General features: G+C 58.9%; 14 protein-coding genes and 1 riboswitch. Of the genes, 6 read left to right on the top strand and 8 right to left on the bottom strand.

Annotated elements, in window-relative coordinates; genetic code table 11:
• Window positions 1-10 precede the first annotated feature (10 nt).
• Complete coding sequence (locus INF32_RS09740) at window positions 11-868, top strand: aldo/keto reductase (RefSeq protein WP_226388211.1); 858 nt, start codon at window positions 11-13, stop codon at window positions 866-868.
• A gap of 15 nt (window positions 869-883) precedes the next feature.
• Here INF32_RS09740 and phoU read toward each other — a convergent pair whose 3' ends face one another.
• From phoU to INF32_RS09765, 5 genes are read right to left on the bottom strand one after another with little or no spacing between them, the layout of a single operon-like run.
• Window positions 884-1,588 (bottom strand): phosphate signaling complex protein PhoU, encoded by a 705-nt coding sequence (gene phoU / locus INF32_RS09745; protein ID WP_226388212.1) that lies wholly within the window; start codon window positions 1,586-1,588, stop codon window positions 884-886.
• A 26-nt stretch (window positions 1,589-1,614) separates the two neighbouring features.
• Window positions 1,615-2,367, bottom strand: a complete 753-nt coding sequence (pstB, locus tag INF32_RS09750) for a phosphate ABC transporter ATP-binding protein PstB (protein ID WP_226388213.1) — start codon at window positions 2,365-2,367, stop codon at window positions 1,615-1,617.
• A 5-nt stretch (window positions 2,368-2,372) separates the two neighbouring features.
• On the bottom strand, window positions 2,373-3,260 hold the full coding sequence (pstA, locus tag INF32_RS09755; protein WP_226388214.1) for a phosphate ABC transporter permease PstA: 888 nt from the start codon (window positions 3,258-3,260) through the stop codon (window positions 2,373-2,375).
• A 3-nt stretch (window positions 3,261-3,263) separates the two neighbouring features.
• A complete protein-coding gene (gene pstC, locus INF32_RS09760) occupies window positions 3,264-4,448 on the bottom strand; it encodes a phosphate ABC transporter permease subunit PstC (RefSeq protein WP_226388215.1) in 1,185 nt (394 codons plus the stop codon).
• Window position 4,449: 1 nt separating this feature from the next.
• Window positions 4,450-5,301 carry a PstS family phosphate ABC transporter substrate-binding protein gene (locus INF32_RS09765; protein WP_226388216.1) on the bottom strand — a complete coding sequence of 284 codons (852 nt, stop codon included), beginning with the start codon at window positions 5,299-5,301 and terminating at the stop codon, window positions 4,450-4,452.
• Window positions 5,302-5,511: 210 nt separating this feature from the next.
• Here INF32_RS09765 and INF32_RS09770 point away from each other — a divergent pair, with 210 nt between their 5' ends.
• Both INF32_RS09770 and INF32_RS09775 read left to right on the top strand, forming a co-directional pair.
• Window positions 5,512-6,030, top strand: a complete 519-nt coding sequence (locus INF32_RS09770) for a GNAT family N-acetyltransferase (protein WP_226388217.1) — start codon at window positions 5,512-5,514, stop codon at window positions 6,028-6,030.
• A 73-nt stretch (window positions 6,031-6,103) separates the two neighbouring features.
• Window positions 6,104-6,652 carry an HdeD family acid-resistance protein gene (locus INF32_RS09775; protein ID WP_226388218.1) on the top strand — a complete coding sequence of 183 codons (549 nt, stop codon included), beginning with the start codon at window positions 6,104-6,106 and terminating at the stop codon, window positions 6,650-6,652.
• A 66-nt stretch (window positions 6,653-6,718) separates the two neighbouring features.
• On the opposite strand, the gene INF32_RS09780 is transcribed toward INF32_RS09775, so the two are convergent.
• A complete protein-coding gene (locus INF32_RS09780; protein ID WP_226388219.1) occupies window positions 6,719-7,303 on the bottom strand; it encodes an HdeD family acid-resistance protein in 585 nt (194 codons plus the stop codon).
• A 274-nt stretch (window positions 7,304-7,577) separates the two neighbouring features.
• Between INF32_RS09780 and INF32_RS09785 the strand changes: the two genes are divergently transcribed.
• From INF32_RS09785 to gpmA, 3 genes are all read left to right on the top strand, one after another.
• Window positions 7,578-8,636, top strand: a complete 1,059-nt coding sequence (locus INF32_RS09785) for a class I fructose-bisphosphate aldolase (RefSeq protein ID WP_226388220.1) — start codon at window positions 7,578-7,580, stop codon at window positions 8,634-8,636.
• 128 nt (window positions 8,637-8,764) lie between these two features.
• A complete protein-coding gene (locus INF32_RS09790) occupies window positions 8,765-9,772 on the top strand; it encodes a 2-hydroxyacid dehydrogenase (RefSeq protein ID WP_226388221.1) in 1,008 nt (335 codons plus the stop codon).
• 4 nt (window positions 9,773-9,776) lie between these two features.
• Entirely contained in the window at window positions 9,777-10,526 is a 750-nt protein-coding gene (gene gpmA / locus INF32_RS09795; RefSeq protein WP_226388222.1) for a 2,3-diphosphoglycerate-dependent phosphoglycerate mutase, read from the top strand.
• 225 nt (window positions 10,527-10,751) lie between these two features.
• Here gpmA and INF32_RS09800 read toward each other — a convergent pair whose 3' ends face one another.
• Both INF32_RS09800 and INF32_RS09805 read right to left on the bottom strand, forming a co-directional pair.
• Window positions 10,752-11,969 carry a DUF5074 domain-containing protein gene (locus INF32_RS09800; protein WP_226388223.1) on the bottom strand — a complete coding sequence of 406 codons (1,218 nt, stop codon included), beginning with the start codon at window positions 11,967-11,969 and terminating at the stop codon, window positions 10,752-10,754.
• Window positions 11,970-12,121: 152 nt separating this feature from the next.
• Window positions 12,122-12,321, bottom strand: a riboswitch (cobalamin riboswitch).
• A gap of 46 nt (window positions 12,322-12,367) precedes the next feature.
• Window positions 12,368-12,964, bottom strand: a complete 597-nt coding sequence (locus INF32_RS09805; RefSeq protein ID WP_226388224.1) for a cytidylate kinase-like family protein — start codon at window positions 12,962-12,964, stop codon at window positions 12,368-12,370.
• Window positions 12,965-12,973 lie beyond the last annotated feature (9 nt).

A 12,973-nucleotide genomic window follows, 5' to 3' on the forward strand; every position in this document is an offset into this window, starting at 1 on the left:
AGACCGGATTATGAAACTGACATCCATTCGAGACACCTACACGCTCGCCAACGGGAAGAAAATCCCGTGCGTGGGCTTCGGCACCTTCCTCACGCCGGACGGCGCGGAAACCGTCGATTCCGTCAAGGAGGCACTCCGCATCGGCTACCGGCTGATCGACACCGCATCCGTCTACGGCAATGAGCGGAGCGTGGGACAGGCCGTCCGGGAAAGCGGCATCGACCGCAACGAAATCTTCCTCACCAGCAAGCTGTGGAACCGCGACCAGGGGTATGAATCGACACTGGAAGCCTTCGACCGCACGATGAAGGCGCTCGGCACGGACTACCTCGACCTCTATCTGATCCACTGGCCCATCGGCAAGGGGCACGAACAGGACTGGGCCGAGATGAACCGCGAAAGCTGGCGGGCCATGGAAAAACTCTACCGCGACGGCTACATCGGGGCCATCGGCGTCAGCAACTTCATGCCGCACCACATCGACTCGCTGATGGTGACCGCCACGATCCCCCCGATGGTGGACCAGATCGAAATCCATCCCGGGCTCAACCATACGCAGGCCGTGGAGTATTGCCGGACGCACGGAATCATCGTCGAGGCGTGGGGTCCCCTCTCCCAGGGACGCCTCTCCCAGATGCCCGCACTGAACGAAATCGCCGGGCGGCACGGCAAGACGGTCGCCCAGGTCTGCCTGCGGTGGCACCTGCAACGCGGCATCGTCCCGCTGCCCAAGTCGGTCACGCCCTCGCGGATCGAGGAGAACACCCGTATTTTCGATTTCGAACTGACGGACGAAGAGATGGACTTCATCGGACATATCCAGGGCCCCGTCGGTTCGGGAGCCGACCCGGACAAGGTGGCCCACTGACGACCGCCCGGCCGGTCACTTCTTTCCGGCCGGGGTCTTTTTCTCCCCCTTCTCCTGCGAACCTTTGTGTTTGAGCACCTTGGCGTCGATATAAAAGACGATCTCCTCGGCGATATTGGTCAGGTGGTCTCCCGTACGCTCCAGTTTGCGGAAAACCCCGCCGAATTCGAGACAGAGCGGAATCGCATCGGGATTGCGCCGCGCATAATCGGTCAGAATGGCTCCCGAAGCCCGGTTGATCCGGTCCAGCCGGTCATCCATGGCCAGCACGGATGCCGCCTTTTCGGCATCCTCTCCGTTCAGCGCCTCCTGTAACTCCTCGAGCATTGTCAGCACGACGGAAAACATGGCTTCCACCTGCAGATCCTGCAACAACTGGGGGTCGATCCCCTCGGCATCGACATCCCCCACGAAACGGGCGATCCCGTCGGCGTAGTCGCCGATCCGTTCCAGATCGCCGTTAATCTTGAGCATTGCCAACACGAAACGCAGATCGACCGCCACAGGGTTGTAGAGGGCGATGAAATCCTCCACGTCGCTGTCGATCTTCAGTTCGAAGGCATCCACCCGCCGCTCACGCACCACGATCTGCTGGGCCAGCTGGCGGTCGAGCGTCATGACGGCCTGCCGGGCCTGATCCATCTGGTTGTAGACCAGCGTCCACATCCGGTCCACCTCCCGCCGGAGCTGCACCAGCTCCGATTCGATAAATTTCACCATATCGTTTTCGTTTTACCTGTTTCCCGTTATCCGAAACGCCCCGTGATGTAGTTCTGGGTCGCCTCCTTGTGCGGATGGGTGAAGATCACCTTCGTATCGTCGTACTCCACCATTTCGCCCATGTAGAAGAAAGCCGTTCGGTCGCTCACGCGGGCCGCCTGCTGCATGTTGTGGGTCACGATGATGATCGTCACCTCCTTTTTCAGTTCGCGGATCAGCTCCTCCACCTTCGCCGTCGAGATCGGGTCGAGCGCCGAGGCGGGTTCGTCCATCAGCAGCACGGAAGGCGAGACCGCCATGGCCCGGGCAATGCAGAGCCGCTGCTGCTGTCCGCCGGAGAGAGCATAGGCAGAAGCCTTCAGTTTGTCCTTCACCTCATCCCAGAGGGCGGCTCCCTTCAGGGCCTCCTCCACCCGGTGGGCGATGAAACCTTTGTCCCGGATGCCGTTCACTCGCAATCCGTAGGCCACGTTGTCGAAGATGCTCTTCGGGAAGGGATTGGGACGCTGGAAGACCATACCCACCTCCTTGCGCAGCAAATCGACCTCCACGCCGGGCGCATAGATGTCCCGGCCGTCGATCAGCACCTGGCCGGTGAGCCGTGCCCCGGGAATCAGGTCGTTCATTCGGTTGAAAAGGCGCAGGAAGGTGGATTTCCCGCAACCCGACGGCCCGATGAAAGCCACAACGCTGTTCTGCGACACCTCCATCGAGATATTCTTCAGCGCATGGAACTTGCCGTAATAGAAATCGACCTCCCTGACTTCGATTTTCTCCATAAGATTTATTTCGTTTTCAGTCTGTTTTCAAAATAACGGCGCAGTCCGCCGGCCAGCAGGTTCACCACGAGGACGATGGCCACGAGCACCAGCGCCGTTCCGTAGGCGATGGGCTGCTGTGCCTCGATATCCGTCCCGCTGGTGGAAATCACGTAGAGATGATAGGGCAGGGCCATGCACTGGTCGAAGACCGATGCCGGAAGCTGCGGGAAAAAGTAGGCGGCACAGGTGAAAAGGATCGGGGCCGTCTCGCCCGATACGCGTCCCAGCGAGAGGATCAGTCCCGTGATGATCCGGGGCATGCCCATCGGCAGGATCACCTTCCAGATCGTCTGCAGTTTGCTGGCCCCGAGCGCAAGGCTTCCCTCACGGAAGCTGGAGGGAATGTCCTTCAACGCCTCTTCCGTGGTACGGATCACCAGCGGCAGGGACAACAGGCCCAGCGTGAGCGACCCGGCCAGGATGCTGTCGCCGAACCCGAGGTACTTCACGAAGAGCGCCATACCGAACAGGCCGAACACGATCGAGGGGACACCGCTCAGATTGTTGGTCATCAGACGGATGAAACGTACGAGCCATCCGCCCGAGGCGTACTCGCTCATGTAGATGCCGCTCATGATTCCCACCGGGAACGCCACCACGGCGCTGCCGAGCATCAGCAGCAGCGTGCCGACGATAGCGGGGAAGATACCTCCGGAGGTCATGCCGTCCGAGGGGGCTTCGGTCAGGAACTCCCAGCTGATGACACCCGCCCCCTTGTAGATGATAAAGCCGAGGATGGCCAGCAGGATCAGGGCGATAAAGAGGCTGAAAGCCCGGAACAGCGCGAATGCCGCCTGCTGCGAGCGTCGTTTGCGCAGGTCGTATCTGTCGGGGCGGAAGGATGATTCCATGCTTTATTTATTTTTGGAGGAGATATACTCCACACTCAGGTTGATGGCGAGCGTGATGAAAAAGAGGATGACGCCCAGCAGGAAAAGGGCCTGGTAATGCGGACCTCCGGCCGGCGCTTCGCCCAGCTCGGCAGCGATCGTGGCAGGGATGGTGCGCAACGGCTCCAGCAGGGAGGTCGGGATCACGGCGGCATTGCCCGTGACCATCAGCACGGCCATCGTCTCGCCCACGGCCCGTCCGATTCCGAGTACGACACCCGAAGTAATGCCCGAAACGGACGAAGGGATCACCACCCGGTAGATGGTCTGCCAGCGGGTGGCTCCCAGCGCGAGGCTCGCCTCGCGGAGCGACCGGGGACAGCTTCGCATGGCATCTTCGGCCACCGTGATCATGGTCGGCAACGCCATAATGGCCAGTACGATGCTACCGGCCAACCCGCTCTCGCCCACCGGCAGGTCGAATCCCTGCTGCAACAGGGGGACGATGACGATCAGTCCGAAAAATCCGTACACCACCGAAGGAATACCGTTCAGCAGCTCGATCACGGGTTTCAGGACACTCCGCACACGCTCCGAAGCCACCTCGGACATATAGATCGCCACGCTGATTCCGAACGGCAGGGCGAAAAGAATGGCGAAAAGGCTCACCCACAGCGTACCGGCCAGCAGGGGCAGCATGCCGAACAGCGGAGCCGGGGTCGCGGTCGGAAACCACTCCGCCCCGGCGAACACCTCGGCCGGAGAGATGGTCCGGTCCTCGATAAAATGCAGGTCGGCCCCTTCGGGAACCAACACCCGAGGCACGAAGGCCACCATGCCCGGACGCTCCGCCACCAGTCCCGCGATGGCCTCGCCGGCCCGCTCGTACTGCGGGCCAAGTTCCTCCCCGGAGAAATAACGGTCCACATCCTCCAGACGGAACGTCTCGATCGCCAGATCGGGACCGCCCACCTCTTTCCAATTGACGATGTCCTCGTCGAACACGCCCTTGATCTGGGCGGCGGTCAGCCGGCTCACGGGATTCTCCCGGTTGAGCGCCAGCACGTAGCCCTCCTCGATGACGTGTCCGCGGAACAGTCCGGCACCCTCCGTGAAAAGAAACCCGATAATCAACAGGATGACGATGCTCGTGACGAAGCCGCTGCACGTGAGCAGGCCCTGCACGATCTTTTCGAATAACTTTTTCATATCACTCTTTCGAACGGACAGGTGCATCGTTTTCCCCCCTCACCGGGACGAATCCCTCTTCGCGCACAAGGCGCTGTCCCTCCTGCGAGAGAATGTAGGAGACGAAAGGAGCCACCTGCTCCTCCTTTGCTGCATCGTAATAGTAGTAGAGCGGCCGCACCACCGGATAGGAGCCGTCGAAGGCATTCTCCACCGACGGCAGCGCATAGTTCCGGCCCCCGTCGTAGGAAACGGCCAGCGCCTTCACGTAGGGATTCAGGTAGGCCAGCCCTATATAGCCGATGGCCCCGCGCGTCTGCCGCACCGACTGGATGATAGCCCCCGTGGCAGGCATCGAGAGGATGCTGCTCATGTAATTCTTGTTCGAGAGGACGCTCTCCTTGAAGAACTCGTAGGTGCCGGAAGAGGTCTCGCGGGAATAGACCACGATCCTGCGGTCGGGACCGCCCACCTCTTTCCAGTTGGTGATCTTGCCGCGGAAAATGGCTTCGAGCTGCTCGCGCGTGAGACGGTCCACAGGATTCGAGGGGTTGACCACCACGGCCAGCGCATCGTAGGCCACCACGACCTCTTTCACCTCCAGCCCGATTTTGGCGAATTTCATCTTTTCGCCGAATTTGATCCTCCGCGAAGCCATGGCAATGTCGGTCGTGTTCTCCGGCAGGGCCGCCAGCCCGACTCCGGAGCCGCCACCCGTAACGACGATCTCCGACGAGGGATGTTCTTTCAGGAATCGTTCGGAAAGTTCCTGTGTCAGGGGAAGCACCGTATCGCTGCCCTTGATCCGCTGGGCCTGGACTGCGGAGCAAAGGCCGCAGGCCGCGAGAAAAATCGTGAAAATGGTCCTGTTCATCTGCGATCCGTTCCGGATAAAATCATTGTCCGGACGCAAAGATAGAAAAGGGAAACGAACGCTTCACCCGTCTGTCCGTTTCTTAAAGATTTGATAATCCAGACTTAACAATTCGGTAACATAATCCGGGGAAATCACCCTCCTGACGAAACCGGACAGTTGTCGGAACCGCCCGTTTTCCGTATCTTTGCGGAAAACCGAACACTGCGTATGCTTCCACGATTCATCCCTGTCGAGACGCCCGAGCAGATCGCCGCGCTGGCCGAAATGGCCCGCGGGGTGTGGCACGAATATTTTCCGCCGCTCCTCCCCGAGGGACAGATCGACTACATGGTCGAAAGGTTCCAGTCCGAACCCGCCCTGGCCCGGCAGATTTCGGAAGAGGGTTATTCCTATTTCTTCATCTGCGAAGGGAAGATCCCCGTAGGCTACACGGGTGTCCGTCCCGACGGAGGAAAGCTCTTCCTGAGCAAACTCTACCTGACGAAGGGGGCCCGCGGCAAGGGGTATGCAGGCGAGACATTCCGCTTTCTGGAAGAGAGATGCCGACAGCTGGGGCTGCACGCCCTCTGGCTGACGGTCAACCGGCACAACGGGCATGCGATCGCCGTCTATCGACGGAAGGGCCTGCGGACCGTGCGGACACAGGTCACCGACATCGGACACGGATACGTGATGGACGACTACGTCATGGAGAAAGAGATACCGTCCGTACAGACGGAACAATAAAGTACCCGGCGACCGTCCGATCATGGCAATTAATTTGTATCTTCGCTTCTGTAACCGATTAAACCCGACGATTATGAAAAACGTCAATTATTTCATGCTCCGCACCATTTTCGCACTGGTCATCGGACTGGTGCTCATCATCTGGCCCGCCAACGCCCTGATCTACCTGGTCATCACCATAGGCATCCTCTTCATGGTACCCGGAATGATCGCCATCCTCGGCTATCTGCTGCGCAACCGGGAGCGCTATCCCGACGCCCGGTTCCCGCTGACCGGAGCCGGCAGCCTGCTGTTCGGCATCCTGCTGCTGGCCATGCCCGGATTTTTCGTCAGCATCCTCATGTACCTGCTCGGATTCATTCTGGTACTGGGCGGCATCCAGCAGATCGTATCGCTCTCCTCGGCCCGCAAATGGGGCCCCGTTCCGGGAGGCTTCTACGTGGTGCCGGTGCTGATCCTGCTCTGCGGTGTCATCGTTCTGTTCAACCCGTTCGGGGCGGCTGCCACGGCGCTCGTCCTGCTGGGGGTGGCAAGCATGGTGTACGGCGTGTCGGAGCTGGTGAACTGGTTCCGGTTCGGACACCGCAACGACGACGTGGACGAGGCGAAAATCCTGCCGTAGGTCACGCATGTACAAATAAAAAAAGGAGGCTTCTTGAAGCCTCCTTTTTTTATTGTGTCCCCGCCGTTACTGCTGGAACGCCTTGTGGACATTCTTGAGCTGGAAAGCGAAGACGGCCGCCGAAATTCCCGCCATGAGGAAGGAGAGACCGACCCAGATCACCACGGCCTGCGCCCCGAACACGACGGGCTGGAACAGGATGGCCAGCGAACAGAGCAACAGCAGCACACCCGTGACGATCGTCCACACGGAGCCGGGCACCTGCATCGAATTCATGTCACCGCCCAGACCGATCAGCGTAAAGCTGCGGAACAGCAGCCAGAATCCCAGAAAAACGGGAAGCGCCGCCGCCGACAGGGCTACATTGAAGATCAGCAGCAGACCGAGCACCGCTTCGATGATTCCGGCCGCCAGCAGCCAGCCCCGTCCCGTGACCAGATGATTGTTGGAGACCGAGAGCACGATCTCGAAAATCCCGGAAAAGAGAATCACGAAACCGAACAGGACGGACATGCCGAGATAACTCGCCGCCGGATAGGCGAAAATGACGATTCCCACGATAAAGAGCGCGATCCCGAGCAGCAGCATCAGCCACCAGTAGCGAACGGCCTCTTTCGATTTTTCCCATCGGGAGACAAAATAACTGTTCATAATTTCACAATTTTAAAAATCAATCTATTCCCTCTTACCGCAAAAACCGGGCTAAACCGTATGCCGGTCCGGAACGTGTGCGGAAAAACGGACGATCTGTCACCCGGAGGCAGACGTCCGGACAGAACCGGAACCGTCTTCCGCCGAAAGTGACGGCATGTCGCCTCCCCATCACACGGAGAGACCTTTCCCGGAAAAATCCGGCAGAACACAACAGATTGGCACTAAAGATGTTTCTATATCCGGCAGAAACGAACACAAAAAAACGAACCGCATGAAAACGAAAGACATCAAAGAACTGCTGGGAGCCGACCGGGAATATTACCTGGGACATACCTGCAAGACGATCGACAAATCGCTGATCCACGCTCCCTCGCCACAGACTGTCGACGAGCTGTGGGTCCCCACCGACCGCAGTATTCCCGCGCTCGTGTCCCTGCGCCGCATCCTCGACCACGGGCGGCTGGGCGGAACGGGATATGTCTCGATCCTGCCCGTCGATCAGGGCATCGAACACACGGCAGGCGCCTCGTTCGCGCCCAATCCTCTCTATTTCGACCCGGAAAACATCGTCCGGCTGGCCATCGAGGGCGGATGCAACGCCGTCGCCTCGACGTTCGGCGTACTGGGCGCGGTCGCCCGCCGCTACGCCCACAAAATCCCCTTCATCGTCAAGATCAACCACAACGAGCTGCTGAGCTATCCCAACCGCTACGACCAGATCCTCTTCGGCACGGTGGACGAAGCATGGAACATGGGTGCCGCCGCCATCGGGGCCACCATCTACTTCGGGTCGGCCGAGAGCCGCCGGCAGATCGTCGAGATTTCGGAAGCATTCGCCTACGCCCACGAGCGGGGCATGGCCACAATCCTCTGGTGCTACCTGCGTAACGCCGATTTCAAAAAGGACGGGGTGGACTACCACGCCGCTGCCGATCTGACGGGGCAGGCCGACCATCTGGGCGCCACGATCCAGGCCGACATCGTCAAGCAGAAACTGCCCGAAGGCAACGGGGGATTTACCGCCCTGCACTTCGGCAAGACGGACGACCGCATGTATACCGCGCTGGCATCGCCGCATCCGATCGACCTGTGCCGCTACCAGGTGGCCAACGGCTACATGGGGCGCGTGGGTCTCATCAACTCGGGCGGCGAATCGCACGGAGCATCCGACCTGAAGGATGCCGTCGTCACGGCCATTGTCAACAAACGGGCCGGCGGCATGGGCCTTATCAGCGGCCGCAAGGCTTTCCAGAAACCGATGAAAGAGGGAATCGAACTGCTCAACGCCATCCAGGACGTCTACCTCGACCCGGAAATCACTCTGGCCTGACCCGGAAGACCGGACAGGCAGGGCCAGTGTAAAAAATCGTAAAAATTTATCCCGTGCATATTACTTTCAGCAACCGACACGTTATCATATCGAACCCGTCCTTCGGGCCGGCCCAAATGCGAACCGACATGAAAATCGCCTTTTTCGGAACCAAGCCCTACGACCGCGAATCGTTCGACGCCGTCAACCAGGAATACGAATTCGACATCCACTACCACAAAAGCCACCTCAACGCGGACAGCGCCATCCTGGCCCGCGGCGACGAGGCGGCCTGCATCTTCGTGAACGACACGGCCGATGCCGGAGCGATCCGGGCGCTGGCCGACCAGGGTGTCCGGCTGCTGGCCCTGCGATGCGCCGGGTTCAACAACGTAGACCTGCAGGCAGCCGCAGAAAACGGCCTGACCGTGGTCCGTGTACCCGCTTACTCGCCCCATGCCGTAGCGGAGCACGCCGTGGCCCTGATGCTGTCGCTGAACCGCAAGATACACCGGGCCTACTGGCGCACGCGGGACGGCAACTTCTCGCTGCACGGGCTGCTCGGGTTCGACCTGTACGGCCGCACGGCGGGAATCGTCGGCACGGGCCGGATCGCCCGGGTGCTGATCCGCATTCTGCAGGGTTTCGGCATGAACGTCATCGCCTACGACCCCTATCCCGATGCGGAATACGCCCTCAACAACCACGTGCTGTACACCTCCCTCGACGATCTCTACCGCCGCTCGGACATCATCTCGCTCCATTGTCCGCTGACGGAATCGACCCGTTACATGATTAACGAGCGGTCGATCGCCCGGATGAAGGACGGCGTGATTCTCATCAATACCGGTCGGGGCCGGCTGATCCACACCCCGGCCCTGATCGAAGGGCTGAAGGAGAAGAAGATCGGGGCGGCCGGGCTCGACGTCTACGAGGAAGAGGCCGAATACTTCTACGAAGACCAGTCGGACAAGATCATCGACGACGACGTACTGGCGCGGCTTCTCTCGTTCAACAACGTGATCGTGACCTCCCACCAGGGTTTCTTCACGGCCGAAGCGCTGCACAACATCGCGCGGACGACCCTCCGGAACGTGGCGGATTTCGCCGCCGGGAAACCGCTGGAAAACGAAGTGAAACGCAACGAAAAACCATAGAAAGATGAAAAAGATCGTACTACTCAGACACGGACAGAGCCAGTGGAACCTCGAGAACCGCTTTACGGGATGGACCGACGTGGACCTGACCGAACAGGGCGTGAAAGAGGCGCTCCGGGCAGGCGACCTGATGCAGGAGGCGGGCCTCGTCTTCGACAGGGCTTTCACCTCCTATCTCAAGCGCGCCGTGAAGACCCTCGACAACGTGCTCGACCGGATGAACCTCGACTGGATTCCGGTCGAAAAGGACTGGAGGCTCAACGAAAAGCACTACGGAGCCCTGCAAGGACTGAACAAGGCCGAAACCGCAGCCGAATACGGCGATGAACAAGTGCTCCTGTGGCGCCGCAGCTACGACATTCCAGCTCCGGCCCTCGGCGGGGACGATCCGCGCAATCCCCGGTTCGACATCCGGTACCGGAACGTCCCGCCCGGAGAACTTCCCCTGACGGAATCGCTCAAGGAGACGATCAAACGGTGTCTTCCCTACTGGAAGGAGACGATCCTCCCCTCGCTGCGAACGGCCGACCAATTGCTGGTGGTCGCCCACGGCAACAGCCTGCGGGGCATTATCAAGCATCTGAAACAGATATCCGACCACGACATCGTGAGTCTGAATCTGCCTACGGCGGTCCCTTACGTCTTCGAATTCGACGACGACCTGCGACCGGTCAAGGACTATTTTCTGGGCGACCCGGAAGAGATACGCAAACTGATGGAAGCCGTGGCCAACCAGGCCAAGGGTAGCAAATAGCCCCTGCTGCCATAAGAAAAGGCGCTCCGATGGAGCGCCTTTTTCCGTTCCGGGCAACCGGTCTTTCTCCCCGCCGGGGACATTCCCTCAGGAGACAAGGCGGGTTATTATGGCAAATAACTACATCCCTCTCTCAGCCGGCTCCTGCCGAAACGACACCCGGACAGGGAAAAACGGTTTCCGGACACGGATCATACCTACCCGACCGAACAGCGGACAAGGCGGCTATCTGGCCAGCCAGGTCGCCTCGAACTGCTTCGTACTGTAAACTCCCGCACAGAACGGTACGGGGGTCTTATTGGCTTTGTCGTACTCGGCCAATTCGCAGGTAGAAGCATCGTAGGAGGCGAGTACATTGCCCTGAATGGGCACGATCAGACGATTCGTCCACGGATCGACAGCCATATAACCCATCAGCCCGTTGACATTTTCCGTCGTCTCCGAAATACTCGTTTTCGTCAGGGTGCCCGTCGTATAATCATAACGGCAGAAACTGTCCGTTGCATAATAATCATCGTCGTATCCCCCCGAGAAATAGAGAGCATCCTCTGTAAGACTGGCGCACATGGAAACATTGGGTGTATAGGTCATAACCGGGAAGTACACATCTATCTCCTTCTCGGACAGTATATTTCCGGAATGATCCATCTTGACGATTTTGGATTTGGAAGTGTAGGTATAAGTGGCGGTCCACCCCGAACCTGACACCTCGAAAGTACCGGAAACAGCCAGATACAGGTTCGCATCCCGGCCTTTGACCACATCCTTCACCTGGCGGCCTTCGAAAGTGATCCGTTTGACGACCCGATCCGTCGCCGGGTCAATAATCACGAGGCTCTCCCCGCACGAGGCATACACATAGCCACGGCTGACGAGCATGCGGGCCTTGGCCGCCCCCGATTTGGAGAATTCCCCGTAGGTTCCCTCAATATCGGAAGAAGCCATCTTTTTGGTTTTCAGATCGAACACCCGGATTCCCGAATGTGTTTCCATATCGGAGACGGCATACTGGATGTATATCTTATCGTTCACCACCGCGATATGCTGAGGATGATTGTCCAGCGCACCCAGATTGACCGTTTCGATAACGTCTTCGATTTTCAGCGTCTCCGCATTCAGAATCACGATCTGGCCGTCCCCGCCGTTATCGGTTCCTTTCTGGGAGACCAGATACATCCTGCCATCATAGATATACATATCTTCAAGATAGCTCCCCGCTTTGTGTCCCGGATTCGATTTCTCGTAAATATCCCCATCGGTCGCAAAGGTGGGGAACGCCGTGGAGTTCGGTGCGATGAAATACATCTCCCCGTTCTGGGAGGCATTGGCATTTCCCTCCATCAGGACATACACCCCCTCTTTCACGGGTTTTTCCGGCTCTTCCTCCGGCCATTCGGTCCCGTGCTTTTCACATCCTGCCACCGACACAAGAACGGCAGCCATCAAACAAAATCTGCTAAAAAAGTCCAGTTTCTTCATCGCGTATCGAAATTTGGTTTACGTCCTTATCAAACCGGATTTCACAATACACGACGAATCGTTCAGACAAATGCGGCGGCAGAAGCGGCCGATTCCATCCCATTCTCCGTAGGAATGTAAAATCCTCGATACCGGCAGGTCTTCTGACTCGTCTCGCTTCCAGGGCCTTCCCGGCAAAAACCAGTGGCTGTATTCCTGAAAGCACATCCCGGAGACGACCTCCGGGCGAGACTCACAGCAGCGGGAACTGTCGCCGACTTTCACGGCGTTCCCTTTTAATCCCCTTGTTACGGGAACCGATACGGAGTGCAAAAATGGAGTTTTTATTTCAATTTGCAAAAAACCGGGCCGTTTTTTTCGGATCAGAGCTTCTTTTCCACCAGCATCCGGATGAACCCGGCCGTCTCCTCCATGCCCAGCAGGGACGAGTCGATCGAGAAGTGGTAGGAAGCCGCATCGCCCCACTTCTTGTCCGTGTAAAAATCATAATAGGCGGCCCGGCTCTTGTCTGTCTTGGCAATCAGTTCGGCGGCCTGGCGCTCCGGCAGCCCGTTCCGCTGCATGACCGTGGCCACGCGCACCTCCGTCGGAGCGTGCACGAACACGCTGAAACAGAGCGGGTGGTCGCGCAGGATATAATCCGCACACCGGCCGACGATCACGCACGACTCGCGTTCGGCCACCCGGCGGATCGTCTCCGACTGGAAACGGAAGATGTTCTCGTTGGAGAGAATGCCGTCGTATCCGAAACCCATAGAAAGCGCATGCATGAAGGTCGTCGGGGCCCGTTCGTCCGCCCGGTCGAAAAATTCGCTGCAAAGTCCGCTCTCGCGGGCGGCCTCCTTCATCAGTTCCTTGTCGTAATAGGTGATCCCCAGCATTTCGGCCAGACGCCGGCCGATCACGCGGCCGCCGCTTCCGAACTGGCGACCCACGGTAATGACGAATTTCTGATCCATAACTTCTGT

This window comes from Gallalistipes aquisgranensis, from assembly GCF_014982715.1.
Taxonomy (GTDB): Bacteria; Bacteroidota; Bacteroidia; order Bacteroidales; family Rikenellaceae; genus Gallalistipes; species Gallalistipes aquisgranensis.